Genomic DNA, 20,650 nt, shown 5'->3' on the forward strand with positions numbered 1-20,650 from the left:
CGTTTCGCCCGTATCCGCACGGTTACCCAGGAGGCGTCGCACCCTCGCGCGCCGCCGTGCACGGGCCTGACGCGCCGGGGCGGTCGTCGTCGACGGGATCGGAACGGAGTGTCCATGGCCAGCACCAAGGTGTCCGACTACATCCTCCAGCGGCTCCGCGAATGGGACGTCGACCACGTCTTCGCCTACGCGGGCGACGGCATCAACGGTCTGCTGGCGGCCTGGGGGCGGGCGGACAACGACCCGAAGTTCGTCCAGGCCCGCCACGAGGAGATGGCCGCGTTCCAGGCCGTCGGCTACGCGAAGTTCTCCGGCAAGGCCGGCGTGTGCGCGGCCACGTCCGGCCCCGGCGCCATCCACCTGCTGAACGGGCTGTACGACGCCAAGCTGGACCACGTGCCGGTGGTGGCGCTGGTCGGGCAGACCGACCGCAGCGCCATGGGCGGCTCCTACCAGCAGGAAGTGGACCTCGCGAGCCTGTACAAGGACGTCGCCTCCGACTTCTGCGAGACGGTCATGGTGCCCGAGCAGTTGCCCAACCTGATCGACCGGGCGTTCCGCACCGCGTACGCCGAACGCACCGTCACCGCGCTCATCATCCCCGGTGACGTGCAGGAACTGGACTACAGCCCGCCCACCCACGCGTTCAAGATGGTCCCCTCCAGCCTCGGCCTGAGCCGCTACGCGCCGGTGCCCGCCGACGAGGACGTGCAGCGGGCCGCCGACGTGCTGAACGCCGGGGAACGGGTCGCGGTGCTGATCGGCCAGGGCGCCCGTGGCGCGCGCGAGGAGGTCGAGCGGCTGGCGGACGTGCTCGGCGCCGGCGTGGCCAAGGCCCTGCTCGGCAAGGACGCCCTGCCCGACGACCTGCCCTACGTCACCGGCTCCATCGGCCTGCTGGGCACCCGCCCCTCCTACGAGCTGATGCAGGAGTGCGACACCCTGCTGATGATCGGCTCCAGCTTCCCGTACACCCAGTTCATGCCGGAACTGGACCAGGCCCGCGCGGTGCAGATCGACATCGACCCGCACATGATCGGCCTGCGCTACCCGAACGAGGTCAACCTCGTCGGCGACGCCCGCGAGACCCTGCGCCGCCTGCTGCCCAAGCTGCACCGCAAGCAGGACCGGACATGGCGGGACACGGTCGAGAAAAACGTGGCCCGCTGGTGGGAGGTCATGCAGCGCCGGGCCGCCGTCAGCGCCGCCCCCGTCAACCCGGAGTACGTCGTGCACGCCCTGGACGGCAAGCTGCCCGACGACGCGATCCTCGCCGCCGACTCCGGCTCGGCCGCCAACTGGTACGCCCGCCACCTGCGGTTGCGCGGGCGCATGCGCGGCTCCCTGTCCGGCACCCTGGCCACCATGGGCCCCGGCGTGCCGTACGCCATCGGCGCGAAGTTCGCCCACCCCGACCGGCCCGCCATCGCCCTCGTCGGAGACGGCGCCATGCAGATGAACGGCATGATGGAGCTGGTCACGGCCGCGAAGTACTACCGCGAGTGGTCCGACCCGCGGCTCGTCGTCGCCGTGCTGAACAACGGCGACCTCAACCAGGTCACCTGGGAGATGCGCGCCATGTCCGGCGCCCCCCAGTTCGAGGAGTCCCAGCACATCCCCGACCTCCCCTACGCCGACATCGCCCGGAGCATCGGCCTGGACGGCGTACGGGTGGAGAAGCCCAAGCAGGTCGAGGCCGCCTGGGACCGGGCCCTCGCCGCCGACCGGCCGTTCGTGATCGACTTCCGCACCGACCCGGCCGTCCCGCCGATCCCGCCGCACGCCTCGCTGGACCAGATCGAGGCCGCGGCGGCCGCGATCCTCAAGGGCGACAGCGACCGCGCCTCGATGGTGAAACAGGGCCTCAAGGCCAAGGTGCAGGAGATGCTACCCGGCAGCCGCCACCGGGACGACCACCCCGGCGCGGGGCGGCACGACAGCTCCGAGAAGAACTCTTGACGAGGGCCCAGCCTGAAGCGGTTACGCCGGCGCCCACCTCTGCCCTGCCGTGACGCCCGCTCCCCCAGCGGAGCGGGCACACCAGTGTCCGGCGCACGCACCTGGACGCTCCTCACGCCACGCCCGCACGGCCGTTACAACACCGGAAAGCCTCCCGCCCGAGGGTCCGGCTTCGAGAAATTCCACGGAGGTCGGGCCGGGCCACCACTGCCCGACCACGTCCACGGTTATACGGGATCGAGCACAGGCTTCTCGGGGAGCCCGCCATTCCCCTCACAACGCAGTTCCTTGGCCATGGCCAGGGCGACGGAGTGAGCGACCGTCGCATATGCGTCCTTCAACGCCTTTACGTCCCCTTCAAACTCCCTCGGCACGGCCCAATGCTGCACCATGACAATGAGGTGCGCCAATCCCAACGAGTCGGGCAATCTAGTTCCACGGCAAGAAAAGAACACCATCGCCTTATCCGCCGCCGCCACCGTCCGCTCCCCCATTCTCAGCTCGGTGAATTTTGACGCCGGGGAACCTGTCGGGGGGGACGGACTCGCATCCCAGCTAATCTTGATCTCGAAACTGGGTTTTCCAATCGGAGTGTAGACACCACAGATGTCCTGTCGGCCGACGTTAAGATCGGGATACGCATTGACAACGTCATCTGCGGCCCGGGCGATGGTGTACTCCTCAGCCGAAGCTTCGAACCGAGACTCCCCCGTGATCAACTCCAGCGCCCGTGACGCCTCGACAGAAATAGCATTTCCACCGCAAAGCTCTGTCCCCGCCACCACTTTGTAGTCCTTCGGAATTTTCGGATCCCGACTTTCCTCTCGACCCTCACTGCAACCTGCGGATCCAAGGCACAACAATCCGGCTAGCACACCGCTGAGAAGCCGCCCACGAACCGGCCCGAGATTGAATACAGAAAACCTCTTCATGTTCTCTTTCTCGCTAGAATCAACCCGTCTCCGGTTCATTTCCTACCTGCTGCGCCCGATCGTTGCCGGCCCCGTAACCAATCAGCCTCGAATTCACCAAATCCTCCCGCAGCGCGCTGCCGTACGAAATGCCGTGGCGCGTCATAAAGTTCTCCAACGGACCTTCGGTCATCTCCTCCCCGGCAGCATAGATTTTCTTCCTCTCCTGTTCGACAAGGTCTTCCACCTTTTCCTTGTGCTCGTCCACGGACTTGTCCGAAACGTCCCCGACCAACTGGCTGATGGCCTGCTCAACCGCGCCACTGGCCGTATCAGTCGCCAATGGGATGAGCACCGCGGCCGTACCGACGGCCGCGGTTGCAGGCAAGAAGGCCACACCGGCGGCGAGGGTCGCAGTAGCTCCGAACTCGACCCAGCCCGCGCGTCGCGCGACCGCCTTCTCATAGTCCTCATGGGTCTTGAGGTGAGTCGCTTTCACCTGGTCGGCCCGTGACTGGTCCAGCATCCCCTGCACCTCGGCGCCCACACGCACGGCCGCCCTGGCCGAACCCTCCTTGATCCCGTCCGGGCCCACGGTCCCCTCCAGAACGCTGCGGGTGTACGCCTGTTCCGCGGTCGAAAGCGTCGCGTAGGCATCGGGATGCTGGCCCAGAGTAGTCAGGAAACCTCGGACAATGCTCCGCCCGTCCCCGTCCTCGGTGTCCGCGAAGTCGATGCGCCCCTCCGCGTTCCCGCCCGGTGCGAACACGCTGTCCCGATGGTTCTTGTCCAGAGCCCAGTTGATGTCGTCGATGTACCCCGCGCCCATGATGCCCAGGCTGTCCGCCATCGCCTCGTGCTGCTTCAGCAGAGCCGGGTCGGCACCGTACTTCTCCATGACCTGCTGCATGATCGCCGCGTTCTCCGCGTCGCGCACCACGTGCGGGTCCGGGACTCCGGCCGGGTAGCCGAGGGTCGCTGCTTCCAGGGCATGACCGAGCGCGTCCGGCATGTGGTCGAGTGATGCCTCGAGTTCCTTCTCGTCCACCGAGTTGACGTCGCCGAAGGACTCCCACTCCTCGTTGCCGAAGAAGTCGAGGTAGTTCTCGATGTCCTTGCCGTTCTTGTCCTTGCCCAGGTCGGCCGTGGCGCCCCGGTTGACCGTGCCGTCCTCGTTGTAGGCAGTGGGAGGGTCCGTGAAGAACTTCTTCGCGGCTTCCGGGCTGTTGCCGAGCGCCTCCAGCATGGCGGTCGTCGGGTCGTAACCGGCCCCGTTCACGCCGGAGGGGTTGAACGGGTTCTTGTACGGGCCGTTCACCTGCTTGTTTCCGGCGAACAGGCCCGGATCCTTCTGGTGCAGCTGCGCCACGTGTTCGGCGATCGGGTTGAGGAACTTCGCGTCGTAGTTCCCGTACCGCATGATCCCGCCCAGCAGCTGGTACCCGAACGGGCCGCCCTGGTCGTACTTGCTCAACGGAATGCGCTCCGTGCCCAACTTGCGCAGCTCCGGGCCCCACTTTTCGGTGAAGTCCTTGTCCTGGGAGGCGGTCGCCAGATTGAGGCCGAGGTTTCTCTGGAGGTCCTGGACGTCCTTGAGGCGTTGCGGGTCGACCTTGCCGAAGTCGTGTGTGTCCGTGGCGAGCTGGCCGAAGAACGCCAGCGCCTTCTCCGGTCCCAGCCTGTTGTAGAAGACCTGGGCGAACTCGGCCGACTTGCTGTTGTCCTTCAGCAGTTCGTTGAGCTGCTGAAGCTGCGCGTGCGTGAGGTCCGGGCCCTTGGAGGCCAGTGCAACCGCGCGGGCGGCTTCCTCCTGGTCCAGCGTGGTGTACCTCGGAGCGCCGAAGTCCTTGCGGTCGGTGACGTTGGCCTCGAGGGAGTTCTTGAGAGCGAGGTCGGTGTCGTTGCAGTTGTCGACGATGAGGTCGATCCGCTTCTGCCACTGCTCGACCGCCTGCCGCTCCTTGCGCAGAAGCTGGTCGTAGTCGGGTTCGTTCCGAGCTCCCTTGATCTCGGACAGCGGTTCCCGCGGCGTCACCTTGCCCTTGCCGTCCACGCGAACGCCGGCCGCGGGCCCCTCGTCGTCGCGGATGGCGATCAGGTCGGCTCTGGCCTTCTTGATGGCCGCGTAGCCCTCGTTCAGGATCCGGTGCACGCCCTTGGCCTCGGTCACGGCGTCCGCGAACTCCTTGGCCGTCTTGCCGATGAACTCCTTGGTCACGCCTGCGTTGACGCCCTGCCAGGCCGCCCTGTCCGCCTTCTTCTTCATCCCGTCACGGGCATCGGCGGCGAGTGTCTCCAGCTTTCCCGCCATCTCGGACCAGTCGTCGACCGCCGCCTTCAGCTTGGCCAACGGCGCATCGATGATGTCCTCGAACTTCAGCACGTCGCTCCCCCGAGCCCTACTTCATGTACTCGCTGAGCACCGAGATCCTCAGCAGTTCACCCTCGACCTTCGCCTCGTCCTTGGCGTGCTGCGCCTTGCTGAAGTCGAGGTGGTTGGAGATCCGCGCGCAGGCGTCCAGCAGGGTCTTCAGATGCGTCTGCCAGCGGTCGTGGACCTTCAGCACGGCTGAACCGCTCACGAAGTTGCCGTTGGTCAGCGCCGTTGCCGCATCGAACGTGGCGGGACGGGCGATGTCGCCCTCCTTCGTCAACCGCCCCAGCAAGTCGTAGGCGTCGTTGCCGATGGCGCCCAGGTCGTCACGGTTGACCACCAGGTCGTACTCGCCGTCGGCCGGGCCGCTGTTGATCTGTGTCGCCGTGCGATCGGCAGCAGCAGCGCGCAGCTCTGCCCATTCCTTCTCGAATGTCATACAGATCCCCCGAAGTCCTCCTACCGACCGACCGCTGCACGATATGCGGGCGATCACCGGCCTCTTCACCGGTCGTCTTGTCTCACCATTCGTCCGCGGGTGGCAACAGCGGCACCCGCGGAGCCACTCTGGCACTACCGGCTTGACGTGGCAGGTTCACTCGAACGAGACCCGGCCCGCACGTGGCCTCGGACCAGTCGACGTCGAGCGCGCAGCACGACCCGCGGTGCTGAACCATGGGATCACGACCGGCCGCCGGATGCAGGAGAACACTCCGGAGTGGCTGATTGGCACATCGCCGCACGAAGGAATGACCGAACAGAGGAAACGGTGGCGGCCGTCGTCGATGGAGTTGCTCCCGCCCCCTGGCGGACAAGACGGCGGCCGGCTGCGGCCCCCGTCGTAGGACGGACGGAGCCCGCAGCCGGCCGTATGCCGGGCGGAGGTCAGCCGCTGACCGTGATGCTCGAGCTTCCGCTGCTCTGATAGCCCTCGGTGGCCATGATCATGTAGTACTGGAACTGGCCGAGATTCATGCCTGCGCGCGCCCAGGCGTCGAAGTGGTTCCCGGTGGTGATGGTGCCGGAGCCGATCACCTTCGACTGGCGGACGCTCCAGTACTGGTCGAAGGTGCGCGTGCCCTCGACGGAGGGGGCGTTGTACCGCGTCGTCTTGTAGATGTCGTACGTGCCGCCGTCGCTGTACACGGTGCCGCGGTACTCGCCGGTGGGCCGGTAGCTGCCCCAGTTGTCGACGATGTAGTACTCCACCAGCGGGTTCGACGTCCAGCCGTAGAGGCAGCCGTAGCCGTTGCCCGAGGGGTTGAAGTAGCCGCTGTAGCGGACCGTCCTGCGCCCGCCGTTGCCCCAGCCCTTGCCGGCGACGAAGTTGCCGCAGTTGGTCCACTGGGTGCTGTAACTGCCGCCGCCGTTGAGCGTCATGGAGACGGAGCCGCCGCCGTCCGTCCAGAACGAGTAGTACATGCCGTCGTAGCCGGTCTGGTTGGTGGTGATGGTGGTGGCGGCGTGGGCCGTGCTGGGCAGCAGCAGTCCGGACGCGGTCGCGAGCGCGACGGTGCCGGCGCCGCCGAGGAAGCCTCGTCGGCTCAAGCCGCTGAAGGGGGCGGGGTTCTGCTGGTTCTGGTCCTGCCGCTTACCGTCCTGCTGCATGCGTCCTCCCGATGAAGGCTGGTGGGGGGCGGGCGGCTTCTGCCGCCCGTGGCCTTGCATGGAACTCGACGGGGGTCACCCGTCGTCGCGCCGCGACGACGTGACCGGTCGCAGTGCCGGTCACGGCACGAGGAGCGCGACGTCTCCCGTCTGTCGGTGGCCACAGTTCTCGCAGAGCGCCATGACCCTGTCAACACTTTCGACACTCTTTCGGAAAGTCCGGCGCGACGGAAACAACCGTGAGGCGCGCGTCTGCCGAGGTCAACCCACCTCTCAAGGCTACCGCCGCGAGCACGAGAAGGAGATCGACGGGAGGATGGCGCAATTCTATGCATCGCGATCGAATGTTTCGAACCACTGCATGGCACACCTGACGCCTCATCGGTACCGGCGTCTCCCCCCGTCCGGCTTCCGCGGCGCCGCCGATCCCTTCCGCCGCGCGCGCTCAGCCGTCGGCGGAGAGCTGGCGGGCGAAGCGGCGGACGGCGTCGGTGAACGCATCCGGGTCGTCGAAGTTCGCCAAGTGCCGTGCTCGCGGGATCACTTCGACGCGAGCGTGCGGATGCGCGCGGGCGAAGTCCGCCTCTCCGGCCCGGAAGGCGGTGTCCTTCTCGCCGTTGAGAACGAGGACCGGAGCCTTTACAGGCTCGAATCCGGTGACCGCGTAGATGGCGACCACGGGTGGACCGCCCCGTTCCGCCCTTTCTGTGACGTCCAGGCCACAGCGCTCAAGGACGTCCGGCCCATCGGGCGCCTGGGTGGTCGCAGGGGCGGGGCCATGGCCCTGGGCTGGTCTTCGTTCTCTTTCACCGGTTCCCGTAGTCCTCCACGTAGGTGGCGATCAACTCCAGCAGGGCGTCGGCCCGGTGCCGGTCCTCGCGTTGCTCGCGCAGGTCCCTGTCGGTGGACTGGAGACGGGCCAGGGCGGCCGGTTCGCCGTCGACCAGGCCGTCGACCACCGGCACCACGGTGACCAGATCCAGGCATTCGGTCAGGAGGCGGCGGGTGGCCGGGACGGGAGGAGCGGGGTCGGGGGCGGCGAAGCCGGCGGTCAGGTAGCGCGCGGGGTCCGTGATGCTCCAGCCGACGACAGTGCCGTGCTGGACGAGGAGCGCCACGTCCGGGGCGATGCCGATGCGGGCCTCCAGAGGCTCGTCCAGGACGTCGAGGTCACGCAGGCAGGTCAGCACGGCGTCACCGGGAGCGCGGCACAGCACCGTGCACACCTCGTGCCGGAAGTCCTTGACCTCGTCCGCCTGCAGACCGCCCGGGCGTACTCCGGGCATGTCGGGAACGCGGCCCGAGTCCTCGGCCGAGGCGGCCTCTTCCGGAATGCGGAACTCGGCTCCGACCAGCCTCCGGCCGCCCGGGGCGAAGCGGAAGACCTCGGGGAGGTCCCACAGCCAGTCCTGACTGCCGAACGTGTCCGCGAAGAACCTCTCCCGTTCCACCCGGTCCGTATAAGGGGACACGATCAGGGACATGCCGATGAGACGAGGGACGAGGTCGAGCGGTTCGCCTGTCACCGCCGCGGACCAGCTGCCGTCGAACCCGAGTCTCGCCGTCATCGACGTCTCATTCCTCATTCTGGACCCGGCCGTCGTCATCCTGCCGGTGGTTCACGGCTCCCGCCCGGTTGGCCGGTCGGCGTAGTCCTCGACCAGGTTGCTGATGAGCGCGAGGAGGGAGTCTGCGCGGTGGCGGTCCTCGCGCTGGTCGCGCAGGGCCTTGTCGGCGGCCTTGAGGCGGGCCAAGGTGGCCGGGTTCCGGTCCATCACTTCGTAGAGCAGTGGCGTGGTGATCAGGTCCAGGCACTCGGTGAGCAGCCGACGGGTGGCCGGGGAGGGAGGGTGGGGGTCTGGGGCTGCGAACCCGGTGGTCAGGTACCGGACCGGGTCGGTCAGGCTCCAGCCGACGACCGTGCTGTGCTGGACGAGGAGCGCCACGTCGGGGGCGATGCCGATGCGGGCCTCCAGCGGCCCGTCCAGGGCGTCGAGGTCGCGCAGACAGGTCAGCACCGCATCACCGGGAGCGCGGCAGAGTTCCGTGGTCGGCTCCAGGCGGAAGTCCCGGGCCTCGTCCGCCAGGAGCCCACCCGGGCGGACCGTCGGCGTGCGGGGAACGCGGGCACAGTCCTCGGCGGAAGCGGACTCGGAGGGCAACCGGAACCCGGCGCCGACCAGTTCCCGGCTGTCCGGGGCGAACCGGAGCTCGTCGGGGTCGTCCCACAGCCACTCCTGGCTGCCGAACGTGTCCACGAGGAACTGCTGCCATTCCGCCACGTCCGCGTACTCCGCGATGCGCACAGATTGGCCCGGGAAGTCGAATCGCGGGGCGATGCCCAGCGGACCGTCCGTCACCGTCGCATGCCAGTCGCCGTCGAGGGTGAGTCTCATGGTGAATGCCGCCTCATCGAATCTGCACTCCAGGAGCCATATAGCCGTCCTTGGCCGGAATCCTGCCCTCCACCACGTCCGTGTGGGTGATCGGCCCACCGGGGTCGGTGGGGAGGCCGCCGAGCGCTCGCACGCCGGAGTCGCCCCTGATGCCGGACGGACCGTACGCCGTGATGACATTTCCTGCCCCGGCGCCGCGGCCCTCCGCCACCACGATGTCCTCCCCGTGCCGGAAGATCAGCCTTCCGCTGCCCGCCGTCGAGTGGTACACCGCGTCAGGGCTCTTGAGGATCTCCAGGACCCGTTCGTCGCTGAAGCCGTGCATGGAATCGGCGTGGTAGTTACCGGCCTTCCTCATCCGATCGCCCTGGGCTCTCTCGACGACCTCGTCCGCGGTCTGGATGGCCTTTTCCCTGGCCTGCTGGGCCTTCTCCTCCTTCGTGTACTTGGGCATGAGGCCCAGCGGGTCGCACCCGCTGTACGGGTTGTCCACGTACGCGACGGGGTTCGGGGCGGGAGCCAGGCCCAGCGGGTCGGGGGAGGTGTAGCGGCCGGTCTCGGGGTCGTAGTGGCGGAAGTAGTTGTAGTGGAGGCCGGTCTCGGGGTCGTAGTACTGGCCGGGGAAGCGGAGCGGGGTGTAGGCACTGCTGTCACGGGCCCAGGCCGTGGTGCCCCAGAGCGTGCTCCGGGTGCGCCAGGCGATGTCGCCCGTCTCGTCGATGAGCTCGGTCGGCGTGCCGATCAGGTCGGTGGCGATGGCGAAGAACCGCCGGTCGATCTCCTCCTGGCGGTCGTCGGCCGTGAGGATGCGCTCGGTCTGAGTGAGGGGCACGTCGGCGCGATGTTCCCAGGTGAGGGCGACCGTGTGCGGTACGTCAGGCTGGTGGCTGGTCTGTTCGCACAGGGTGAGGCCGTCCCAGGTGAACCGGGTCTCCTCGGCCACACTGGTGCCGTCGGCCGCCAGGCGCTGTTTCGCGATGCGGCGGCCCAGCGGGTCGTAGCGGTAGGTCCAGCGGGTGCCGTCGGGGGTGGTGACGGAGGTGAGGCGGTTCTCCGTGTCCCACGCGTAGCGCCAGGTGTCGGGCTTGCGGGAGAGGCGGGTCTTCTGCCGCAGGGTGACCCGGCCGAGGGCGTCGTACTCGAAGCGGACGTCTCCGGCACGGGTGATGCGGGTGCCGCTGTAGGTCCGCTCCCCGGTCGCCTCACCGCCCGGATGCCGGTCCGGCCAGGTCGCCGAGGTCTGGTTGCCGGCGTCGTCGTAGGCGTACCGCTCCGTCCAGCCCTGGGCGTGGACGGCGGTGACCCGGCCCACCCGGTCGAGGTCGAAGGTGCGGCTGCCCGACAGACCGTCCGTGACGGAGGTGGGATGCCCGTCGGCGCGGTAGGAGTAGGCACGGTGGTTGACGACGCGAGCCCCGGCGGTGACGTGCTGCGCGGCGAGCCGTCCGGCCTCGTCCCAGGCCGAGGTGATGGTGATCGTGTCGCCGAAGACGCGGGTGAGTTCCCTGCCGGCGGCGTCGTGGGTGAATGCGATGCGGTACCCGCCGCTGGTCAGGCGGTGGGGCTGTCCGTCGGTGCCGTAGGTGTAGGAAGTGACGTGACCGGTGGGGGTGGTGCGGCGCGTGCGGCGGCCCAGGGCGTCGTAGGAGTAGGAGACGGGGCGGCCGTCCACCAGTTCGGTCTTGATCTTCCCCCGGCGGTCGTACTGGTAGCGGAGTTCGCTGTCCGGTCCGGCCGCCTCCAGCAGGCGGCCCGCCCTGTCGTAGGCGTAGGTCGTCACCCGGCCGTCGATGTCCTTGCGGACCACCTGGCCGAGCTGGTCACGCTCGAAGGAGATGGTCCCGCCGAGCGCGTCGGTGCGGGCGGCGAGCCGGCCCGCGGCGTCCACCCGGTAGGTGAGTACGCGGTCGTCGAAGTCGGTCTCGGAGACGATGTCGCCGGCGGCGTTGTACTCGTAGGTCCAGGTCAGTCCCTGCGGGTTGATGACGCGGGTGAGACGCAGTTCGGCATCGTGCTCGAACGCGTAGCGGGTGCCGTCGGGCCGGGTGCGACCGACCAGGAGGTCGAAGTGGGTGTACTCGAAGCGGGAGACACCACCGGACGCATCCGTGTGGGTGAGAACGTTGCCCTCGCCGTCGTAGGTCCACGACTCCGTGGCTCCATCGGGGCCTATGCGTCGGGCGAGTTGCCCGTCGGCGTGCCATTCCAGGCGGGTGACGCCGCCCACCGGGTCGGTGATGCGGACCGGCCTGCCGAGGGCGTCCCGTCGCGTGCGCGTGCCGGCGCCGCCGGGACCGGTCACCTCCACGGGCAGCCCCGCCGCGTCGCACACCACGCGCGTCACGGCTCCGAGTGCGTCCGTGACCGAGGTGAGGCGACCGGCGTGGTCGTAGGTGTAGCGGGTGGTGGCGCCGGCCTGGTCGGTGACCGCCGTGCGGTTTCCCCGCTCGTCGAACTCATGGACCATACGGGCGCCGTCCGGCCCGACGACCTCCACCGGCAGGCCGAACCGGCCGCGAACGGTCCGCAGTTCGCTTCCGTCGGGGCGGGTGGCGGCGACGACCCGGCCGTCCTCGTCGTAGAAGAACGCGGTGGTGTGTCCCAGCGGGTCGGTGCGGGTGAGCAGGTTGCCGTGGGTGTCGTAGGTGAAGCGGGTGGTGTGGCCGAGCGGGTCGGTGGTGGCGATCACCCGGCAGCGGTGGTCGATCAGGTGGCGGGTCGCGTGTCCGGCGGCGGTGGTGAGGGTGGTGGTGCGGTGGCCGGTGTCCGGGTCGGGTTCGGTGTAGGCCAGGGTGATCTGGACGTGGCCGGCTTCGCCGCCTTCTGCGATGACGCGGTCGCGGTCGTCGTAGACGTAGTCGTAGCGGCTGCCGTTGGAGTCGATCCAGGCGGTGACGCGCCGGCGGTCGTCGTGGACGAACGTGGTGGTCGCGCCGGAGGGTTTGGTGACGGTGGTGAGGTTGCCGTCCTCGTCGTAGCCGTAGGACATGAGTGGCAGGTCGGCGCCGTCCTCGCCCCCGCCGGCCAGGTGGAGTGCGGTGATCAGGCCGTCGGCGGTGGTCAGCTTCAGCTGATGGCCGGCCGAGTGGACCAGGGCCGTGGGCAGTCCGTCGGCGGCGCGGTCGACGGTGATGGTGTGGCCGTTGCGTTCGGTGACGCAGGCCAGCCAGGCGGTTCCGTCGCCACCGGGTTCGGCGTCGGGCGGGGCGGTGAAGCGGCGGGTCAGTCCGGTGTCGGGGTCGGTGAGCGTGTAGTCGCCGTCCGCGTCGCGGGCCAGCAGGGTGCGGGCGGGGCCGGACTCGGGACGGGTGGGGGTGCCGGGGGCGGGGTGCGGATACGTGATCAGCAGCCCGTCGGCCGTGACGTGGACGATGCCGACCGGGTCGACCTCCAGGCGCTCGTCGACGGTGGAGGTCCAGGACCGCCCCAGGAAACGGCCGGCCGTGCAGCCCGACTCGGTGCGGCGGGTGAACACCAGCGGCAGGATGCCGGGAATCTCCACGTCCGTCTGCGGCAGGAACATACGGCCCGAGGCGAGGTCGACCGGGTCGGTGCCGTCGGTCGTGCGGTCTCCGTCCGGCCGGTTGTGGGTGCCGCCGGGCGCGTCGTCGACCAGCCGGCGCACCCGGGCCGCGTCGGCCGCGTCGGCGGCGACGCGCATGCCCTTGACGGCGGCGCCACCCCCGCCCGTGGCCACGGTCAGCGCCACGTCCGGCAGCAGACGGCCGAAGCCCTCGTAGGGGTCCTTCATGAAGTCGCTGACCATCTGCTTGCCGGTGCCGACCGGGTCGTTGGCGGCCAGCACCAGCCCCGCGGCCAGGCTGTTGAGGCTGGTGGCGTACTCGGCCGGGTGGGTCAGGTTGTACGGGTCGAGGGGGTTGATGCCGCGCACGAAGTTGAGCAGCCCGGCGGTGCCCTTGATGACGCCGCCGCCGACGTGGTCGCCCATGATCTGCAACTCCTGCAGACCGTCGCCGAGTTGCTCCGTGTACGACGGCTTCTCCGGAGCCATGTCCCGGGCTGCGCGCACCGCTGTGCGGGCCGTCTCGGCCGCGGTGTTGCGCTGCTTGCGGGCCTCGGCCAGGATCTCCTGCGCCTCCTTCATCAGCTTCTTGCCCGGGTCGTCGAACGTCGGGGCCGGGCAGGGCGGAAGCGTGGAGGGGTCGCGTTTGTCGGCGGGCAGGGCGTTGTAGCGGTCGACGGCCTTGTTGTAGGAGTCGACCTTCTTGCGGTGGGCGTCGGCGGCGTCCTCGGACGCCTTCACGCCGTCCTTCCACTTCTCGATCGCCGTCTGCGCCTGCCCCTGCGCCCAGGTCACGGTGGAGGCGAACGACTCCAGCGCGGCGGCCGCCTTCTCGCAGGCGTCGGCGCCCTCGAACCACTTCGGCGGCTGGGTGCTCACCGCCTTGCGCAGCGCCTCGGCCGTCTCCCCCTTCAAGCGGGCGGGGTCCAGCCCCTTCAGTCCGGAGCCGGCGTCGTCGAACGCCTTCTGGAAGCCGCGCAGTTTCTCCGCGGTGGAGCGGATCTTGTCGGGGCTTCCGTAGACCAGCTTCGTCTTGTCCTCGGTGTCCCCGAGGTCCATCTCGTCGACCTCGGCGCCCATCCGGTTCGCGACCGAACGGGACTGCTCGCGCACCCAGTCCGCGCCGGACTCCCAGCCGACGTCGTCCAGCCGGTCCGCGGTCCAGTTGCCCGCGCCCTCGACCTTGTCACCGAGCCACTCGACACCGTCCTCGACCACCTCCTCGACCGAGTCGGGGGTGATGTCCTTGATGAAGTCGCCTATGCCCACGCTCAGTTGCCCCCGCCGTCACCCGGACCGCCCTGCTGCTGCGCCTGCTGGGCGCGCTCCTCGGGCGACGGGCCGAACGCCTCGTCCAACGCCCGGTTCCACTCGTTCTCGTCGATGCCCAGCCGCTCGTTGAGCCACTCCGACTGCTGTCCGCCCCGCCCCTCCGTGAGCAGCGAACGGCCGGTGTCCTTCCAGGTCTGTTCGATCTCCTCACCGGCCCGGTCGAACGACTCGCGGCTCCAGTCCGGGTCGAAGGCGTCCGGCGTGAACACCTCACCCCAGCCCTGCTGGGCGATCTCCTCCTCGGAGGCGTGCGGGTTGCCGCCCATCAGGGCGTTGACCCCCACCTTCAGCGATCCGGCCACGTACTGGTCGTGCTCCCACAGCGTGCCCGCCGCGAGGCCGAGGCGGTTCGCGATCTGGCTGGCGTCGTTGACCAGGGCGCGCACGCCCCACTCCCAGCGTTCGCAGAAGTCCTCGAAGTCGGTCGACAGGCCGTGGTGCCCGGCCTCCATCCCGGTCATCGACAGCCCGGAGAAGCCCTTGCCCATGATCGAGCCGGTGGCACCGCCCAACTCCCCCAGCCCGTCGATGGTGGCGCCCACTCCCTTGGTGAACTTCGCCACCGACGCCGCATCGAGATTCAGGTCCACATCGTCAGCGGCCACGCCCGTCCCCCTCCCCGTCCGAGCCGGCGTCCACGGCGGCTTCGTCGGGCACGGCGTCCACGGCAGCCTCGTCGGGCACGATCCCCGTGACCGGCGGGAAGAACATCGACCCGTCCTCGGTCGCGATGTCCACCGCCAGACCGGCCGGCTCCCCCAGCCCCGGCACGATCTCGTCCACGATCCGGGCCCCCAGCAACGCCGCGTAGTCCAACGGCCGTTCCGTCATCCCGCGTTGCTCCGCGAACCGGGCCAGCGCCGTCTCGTCCGTGAAGGCACACACCCACCGCACCCCGCCCGAGTGCGCGCTCCACAACCGCCCGTCCACCGACGGCACCAGCAGCACCGACCGGCGCATCTCCCCCACCAGGGCCCGCGGATCACCGACCCCGGCCCGTTGTTCCGCGATCCGCTCGGCCAACGCCGTCCTCGCGTGCTCCACGAACCCCTCCTCGCTCCGGTGTCCTGCGCGACCGTGGCACCGTAGAACACGACGTGCCGGGAGGGGTCAGTGGTTCTGTGGAAGATCCACGGCTCCTTCACCGGACTCCCCGAGCCGAGCTGAGCCGAGCTGAGCCGAGCTGAGCCGAGTGAGCCGAGCCAGCTGGTCCCGCGCGAGGCAACGCCGACCGTTCAGCGAGGACCGGCGGTCGGCTGTTCCAGCGACCGGCCGCGCGCGACGCGCAGGGCGGGATCCGTTTGCGTACGAGGCTGTCCAGCGCGCCACCTTCTTGCGTTCCACGCAACTACGTATGCCCCTCATGCAATACCGGCCTAGCGTCGGCGGCAGATGTTCCACACGGGAGACGTACGAAAGGAGGCGCACCATGCCTGCGCAGACCAGCGGCAACCCGCGCAACGCGCCCGTGTGATCGCGCTCGACGCGCCGCCCTGCCTCACTTCTTGCGACCGGATCCGTTCCGGCGCTGAGCCCCCATGCCCTTACGGAAGGAAGACATGAGCACCGATCAGCCTCACCGGACGGCGTCCCTGCCGCCGAGCGACGAGGGTGCACCGGACCCGCGTCAGCTGCGCGCGATCCTGATCGCCGTCTCCATCGCGCTGATGGCCGTCATCGCCTCGGTGTCCGGATTGAACGTCGCGCAGACCCACATGGCCGTCGAGTGGGGCGCGTCCCAGACCACCATCCTGTGGATCATCAACATCTACACCCTGGCCCTGGCCGCCCTGCTCCTGCCGCTCGGCGCGATCGGGGACCGGCTGGGGCGCAAGCCCATGCTGATCACCGGGCTGATCATCTTCGGTGCGGCCGGCGCCGTGGCCGGGCTCGCCCCCTCGGCCGCGGTCATGATCGGCGCCCGCGTGGCCGCCGGCGTCAGCGCGGCGATCATCATGCCGATCACCCTCTCCGTCATCACCTCCACCTTCCCCGAGGAGGAACGCGGCAAGGCCATCGGTGTGTGGACCGGTGTCGCCGGCGGAGGCGGCATCCTCGGCATGTTCCTCTCCGCACTGCTCGTGGACGTCGCGGACTGGCGGTGGCTGTTCGTGCTGCCGGTCGCCCTGGCCGCCGTCGCCCTGGCCATGACGCTCAGGTCGGTCCCCGACTCGCGCGACCATGCCACCCACCCCTTCGACACCGTCGGGGCGCTGCTCTCCTCCCTCGCAGTCATCGGGCTGATCTTCGCACTGCAGGAAGGCCCCGAACGCGGCTGGGGCGACCCCGTCACCCTGACCGGCCTCACGATCGGAGTGATCGCCTCCGCCGTGTTCGTCGGGTGGGAACTGCGCCGCCGCGACGCCTCCTTGCTCGACGTACGCCTCTTCCGCGAGCGCGGACTGGCCGGCGGCTCCCTCACCCTGCTGGTCGTCTTCGGCGTCCAGGCCGGCATCGCCGTCGTCCTCTTCCCGTTCTTCCAGGCGGTCCTCGGCTGGTCGGGTCTCCTGTCCACCCTGGCGATGATGCCCATGGCCGTCATGATGATGATCACCTCCGGCCTGGCCCCCAGGATGGCCGCCGCGACCGGCGCCCGCTCCACCATGAGCACCGGCATCACCCTGTCCACCCTCGGCCTCGCCCTGATGGCGCTGTTCGTCTCCGTGGACGGCGGCTACCTCTCCCTCCTGCCCGGCATGCTCGCCATGGGCATCGGCATGGGCCTGGCGATGACCCCGTCCACCGAGGCCATCACCAGCTCCCTGCCCCGTGCCAAGCAGGGCGTCGCCTCTGCTCTCAACGACGTCACCCGCGAACTCGGCACCGCGCTGGGCGTTGCTCTCCTCGGCGCCCTCGTCGCCGGCGGCTACCGCAGCGCCATCGACGGCAAGCTGGCCGGCATCCCCCAAGAAGCCGCCGACACCGCCCGCGAGGGCATCGCCAACGCCGTCGAGGTCGCCCCCGCCACCGGCACCCACGCCCCGAGCCTCGTCGACGCCGCGCAGCAGTCCTTCGTCGACGGCTGGCAGCAGGCCATGTGGGCCGGCGTCGCCGTCATGGCCGCCCTCCTCGTATACGTCGCGCTGCGCGGCCCGAGGAACACGGCGCCCCGACCGGCCGACGACGAGCCGGCCCCCGCGGCGACGGCCACCGAGAACGCCGCTGCCCGCTGAGCCTTGGGCAGGCCGGGGATCGCGATGGCCGGCTCCAGGACGGCCGTGCTTGGAAGGCCGTCGACCGACGGCTCCCGTCCATCCGATCGAGTCGGTCGACCGTCACCGGGCCTGGACGCGCATGACCGAGCTCGCCGGCCTCGCATCACCACCACGGCCCGGTCGACGGATGCGGAACCCGCACTTCAGGCCAGATCCTTCCGTGCTCCGGCGACGGGAGCCGGTCAGGCGGGTCCGGCGTTGAGGAGGCGCCCGGCGGGGCTGCGGGTGTGGAGCCAGGCGGGCAGGGCGGCCAGTGCCGCTACGGCAAGGAGTACGGCCGGGGCGGCGGCCGCGAGCCAGGTGCCCGGGGGTACCACCACGACCGCGCTGAACAGCGAGAACAAGCCGAGCCCCAGGGGAATCCCCACCGCGATCCCGCCGACGGCGGGCAGCAGTTGGGCGATGCAGAGCGCCGCGACGACCTGGCCGGGGGTGGCGCCCAGGGCGCGGGTGACGGCCAGCGCACGCCGCGCCTGCACGGCGGTGCTCCAGCTGACGAAGACGGTGTTGAGCACGGACAGCGCCAGCAGGGCCATCGTGACACCGAACATGACCTGGCCCGTCAGGGCGTTGCGGATGTCCTCGAAAGCTGAAGTTCCCCGAGCGATTTCCGCGTCGAGCGACACCCGGAAGGTGAGGGCCGCGGTCACCATGACCGTGGTGGCGGCCGTGCCCACAGCGCTCAGGGCCGCGCGGCCGGGACGGCGTGCCACCAGCCGTACCCCGATCAGGAGCGGCGTCGGGAGATGGGCCGTCATGGCCGGCAGCCGAGAACGGTCCGCGGGCAGGCGCGCCGGGTCGGCCAGGTTGTCGATGGTGCTGGAGCGCCCGGTGCGCAGGACCGGGCCGAGGGTGCCGGTCAGTGCCACCGTTACGGCGAGCAGGGTGGCGGCCACGACGATGCCGGTGGTCGGCGGGCTGACCGTGTTGAGCAACCCGGCGCTGGCGTCGGCCAGTTCGGGCGCGGTCAGGCATCCTACGGTGACTCCGGCAGCGGCGGCCGCCACCGTGAGGAGCAGGTACTGCGCGAGCAGCAGCGCGGCCACGGTACGGGGTGTGGCGCCGACTGCCTTGAGAAGGCTTGCGCGCCGGTGGTCCCGCGGGGCGCGTACGGCGGCGAGCGAGGCGAGGGTGACGAGCGAGGCCGCCGCGAGCAGTCCCGCGCCGATGACCAGGGCGGGCTGGACGGACCTCAGCAACCGTGTGTTCCCTTCGATGAAGCCCTGCCAGGGATGGGTGTTGACCCAGTTGCGGCCTTTGACATCGTCGGTGAAGAGGGTGTCTGCCAGGCGCTGTGCCGCGTCGGGGTCGGACAGCTTGATGTTCAACAGGTGCAGGGGGGACGCGTCGTCGGCTGCCGCGCGGGCGTCGTCGGTGGTGAGCCAGATGCGGCCGCCGCCATCGGAAGGCCCCGGGCCCGTGGCCCAGTTGCTGTTCGGGTACACGCGGGTGGCTGCGCTGATGGCCGTACCGACGACCGGGTAGTCGCGCCCACCGATGGTGACACTGTCTCCGACACGCACGCCAAGTGCCTGGGCGAAGCCGCGTTCGAGCACCGCGCCACCGCTGCGGACCCACGTGCCGGAGGTCACCAGCGGCCGGTCCACGGCGGCCGCCGCGTGCTCACGCCCTTCGACCGCGGTGTTCTCCGTGCGCCCGTGTACGCGGACGGTGGTGGAGAACCCGGGGACCGGGTCGGCGACCGTGTCCACGCCGGGGGCGTCCGCGATGCGCCGGGCCAGAGCGGCAGGGTCCGTGGCGGTGGTGACGGCCGTGATGTCCGGGCCCGCGGTGGCCTGACGGGTCTTCACGTACCCGGCGGCCACGGCATCGTCGGTGGCCAGTCCCAGGGTGAGGGAGGCGGTGGCGGCGGTGACCACGACAAGGAACATGACGGCCTCACCGGGACGGCGCCGCAGGTCCCGCGCGATGAGCCGCCAGATCAGCAGCAGACGGCCCATGGTCACTCCTCCCAGCCGAGGAGCGCGCCGAGGTGCGAGCCGTCCACGGCCACGGACGTGTCCTCGGCCGACGCCCCGTCGCGAAGGGAGACGACCCGGTCCGCGGTGGCGGCGACGCGTTCGTCATGGGTGACGAGTACGAGGGTCTGTCCGGTGGCCCGCAGGTCGGCGAAGAGGCGGAGGACGTCGTGGGTCGCGGCGGTGTCGAGATTGCCGGTGGGTTCGTCGGCGAGGACCACGAGCGGCTCGTTGACCAGGGCGCGGGCGATGGCGACCCGCTGCCGCTGCCCTCCGGACAGCTCGGACGGCAGGTACCGGCCCCGGTCCGCGAGTCCGACGCGGTCGAGAAGGGCGGCGGCGCGTCGGCGGGCGGTGCGCGGCGTGTCACCGGCGAGCAGCGCGGGCAGCTCCACGTTCTCGGCGGCGGTCAGTTCGTCCATCAGATGGAAGTCCTGGTGCACGAAACCGACGGCGCGGCGCCGCAGTCGGGCGAGCGCGCGTTCGCCGAGCAGGTCGATGCGCTGCCCGCCGAGCCACACCTCACCCTCGTCGGGCCGGTCGAGGCCGCCCAGCAGATGGAGCAGCGTCGACTTTCCGCAGCCGCTGGGACCGGTCACGGCCAGTGTCTGCCCGGAGGGTACGTCGAGGTCGACCCCGTCGACGGCGACCACCGTGCTCTCGCCCCGCCCGTAGACCCGTGACAGACCGACGGTCCGCAGCACCGGACCTGCCGCCACGTCCGCGCTGTCGCCGCGCCCGGACAGCCGTCTGCCCCGCCGACCGCCTCGTGTCGTCATCCGTGCCCTCCACCTGTTCCGAACGGGGTGCGGGCGGACCAAGTCCGTTCGCACGCTTCCAGCCAGCGCAGATCGGCCTGTAGCCGGAGGGCGACACCCTCCAGGAGCAGTCCGGCCTCCGAGTGCGTGTCGTGAGCGAGGACGGCGTGCTGGACCTCGGCGAGGCTGCGCCGCAGCTCGCGGCGCCGTGCCTCGACGAGCGCGAGCGGATCGGCCATGCCCGACTCGGCGGCGGCCACCAGTTTCAGGTGGAACCCCGCAACGTCCGCCCGGGCCTCGGCGGGCTCGGCCAGCCACCCGGCCACCCGCTCCCGTCCGGCCGCGGTCAGCGCGTACACCTTGCGCCGCGGACCGCGCGCGGATGCGTCCTCGCGTTCCCGTACGACCAGACCCGCCTTCTCGAGCCGGGTGAGTGTCACGTACACCTGCCCGGCGTTGAGGGTCTCTCCCAGTGGCCCGAGCGCGGCCAGCAGCCGTCCGCGCAGGTCGTACCCGTGCGACGGCCCCTTGACCAGCAGCGCCAGCACCACGTCCTGCACGGACGGCCCTCCTCCTCCACGACTCACCAATAGCT

Annotated in this window: 14 protein-coding genes and 1 pseudogene; 2 read left to right on the top strand and 13 right to left on the bottom strand. The window is 70.0% G+C overall.

From position 1 onward, the window contains the following. Positions 1–114: 114 nt before the first annotated feature. Positions 115–1,959, top strand: coding sequence for a thiamine pyrophosphate-requiring protein (locus G3I53_RS02410; RefSeq protein ID WP_164332763.1), 1,845 nt, complete (start codon positions 115–117; stop codon positions 1,957–1,959). Between the two features lie 227 nt (positions 1,960–2,186). Here the strand turns inward: G3I53_RS02410 and G3I53_RS02415 are convergent, their stop codons facing one another. The 10 genes and pseudogenes from G3I53_RS02415 to G3I53_RS02460 form a co-directional block, all read right to left on the bottom strand. Then, on the bottom strand, positions 2,187–2,891 hold the full coding sequence (locus G3I53_RS02415) for a hypothetical protein (protein ID WP_203591504.1): 705 nt from the start codon (positions 2,889–2,891) through the stop codon (positions 2,187–2,189). A gap of 19 nt (positions 2,892–2,910) precedes the next feature. Further along, a complete protein-coding gene (locus tag G3I53_RS02420) occupies positions 2,911–5,253 on the bottom strand; it encodes a hypothetical protein (RefSeq protein WP_164332764.1) in 2,343 nt (780 codons plus the stop codon). 16 nt (positions 5,254–5,269) lie between these two features. Beyond that, the gene (locus G3I53_RS02425; RefSeq protein ID WP_164332765.1) at positions 5,270–5,683 is read right to left on the bottom strand and encodes a hypothetical protein; all 414 of its coding nucleotides are present in this window, start codon (positions 5,681–5,683) and stop codon (positions 5,270–5,272) included. 446 nt (positions 5,684–6,129) lie between these two features. Then, positions 6,130–6,852 carry a glycoside hydrolase family 11 protein gene (locus G3I53_RS02430; RefSeq protein ID WP_164332766.1) on the bottom strand — a complete coding sequence of 241 codons (723 nt, stop codon included), beginning with the start codon at positions 6,850–6,852 and terminating at the stop codon, positions 6,130–6,132. A 445-nt stretch (positions 6,853–7,297) separates the two neighbouring features. Next, positions 7,298–7,495 (bottom strand): annotated as a pseudogene (locus tag G3I53_RS02435) (alpha/beta hydrolase); the annotation flags it as partial. 163 nt (positions 7,496–7,658) lie between these two features. Next, positions 7,659–8,420, bottom strand: coding sequence for a hypothetical protein (locus G3I53_RS02440; protein ID WP_164332767.1), 762 nt, complete (start codon positions 8,418–8,420; stop codon positions 7,659–7,661). A gap of 51 nt (positions 8,421–8,471) precedes the next feature. Further along, positions 8,472–9,248, bottom strand: coding sequence for a hypothetical protein (locus G3I53_RS02445; RefSeq protein WP_164332768.1), 777 nt, complete (start codon positions 9,246–9,248; stop codon positions 8,472–8,474). Between the two features lie 13 nt (positions 9,249–9,261). Further along, positions 9,262–14,040 carry an RHS repeat domain-containing protein gene (locus G3I53_RS02450; protein WP_164332769.1) on the bottom strand — a complete coding sequence of 1,593 codons (4,779 nt, stop codon included), beginning with the start codon at positions 14,038–14,040 and terminating at the stop codon, positions 9,262–9,264. Positions 14,041–14,042: 2 nt separating this feature from the next. Next, positions 14,043–14,708 carry a hypothetical protein gene (locus G3I53_RS02455; RefSeq protein ID WP_164332770.1) on the bottom strand — a complete coding sequence of 222 codons (666 nt, stop codon included), beginning with the start codon at positions 14,706–14,708 and terminating at the stop codon, positions 14,043–14,045. After that, entirely contained in the window at positions 14,698–15,147 is a 450-nt protein-coding gene (locus tag G3I53_RS02460) for a hypothetical protein (protein ID WP_164332771.1), read from the bottom strand. Before G3I53_RS02460 ends, G3I53_RS02455 begins: the two co-directional genes overlap by 11 nt. A gap of 515 nt (positions 15,148–15,662) precedes the next feature. Between G3I53_RS02460 and G3I53_RS02465 the strand changes: the two genes are divergently transcribed. Then, positions 15,663–17,276: an MFS transporter gene (locus G3I53_RS02465; protein ID WP_164332772.1), complete on the top strand. Its 1,614-nt coding sequence runs from the start codon at positions 15,663–15,665 to the stop codon at positions 17,274–17,276. 224 nt (positions 17,277–17,500) lie between these two features. Here the strand turns inward: G3I53_RS02465 and G3I53_RS02470 are convergent, their stop codons facing one another. The 3 genes from G3I53_RS02470 to G3I53_RS02480 are packed head-to-tail and all read right to left on the bottom strand — an operon-like array spanning position 17,501 to position 20,615. Next, positions 17,501–19,279 (bottom strand): FtsX-like permease family protein, encoded by a 1,779-nt coding sequence (locus tag G3I53_RS02470; RefSeq protein WP_164332774.1) that lies wholly within the window; start codon positions 19,277–19,279, stop codon positions 17,501–17,503. A 2-nt stretch (positions 19,280–19,281) separates the two neighbouring features. Then, positions 19,282–20,076, bottom strand: coding sequence for an ABC transporter ATP-binding protein (locus G3I53_RS02475; protein WP_164332775.1), 795 nt, complete (start codon positions 20,074–20,076; stop codon positions 19,282–19,284). Beyond that, positions 20,073–20,615, bottom strand: coding sequence for a PadR family transcriptional regulator (locus G3I53_RS02480; RefSeq protein ID WP_164332777.1), 543 nt, complete (start codon positions 20,613–20,615; stop codon positions 20,073–20,075). The genes G3I53_RS02475 and G3I53_RS02480 overlap by 4 nt, the downstream gene beginning before the upstream one ends. Positions 20,616–20,650: the final 35 nt, after the last annotated feature.

This window comes from Streptomyces sp. SID14436, from assembly GCF_010548465.1.
Taxonomy (GTDB): Bacteria; Actinomycetota; Actinomycetes; order Streptomycetales; family Streptomycetaceae; genus Streptomyces.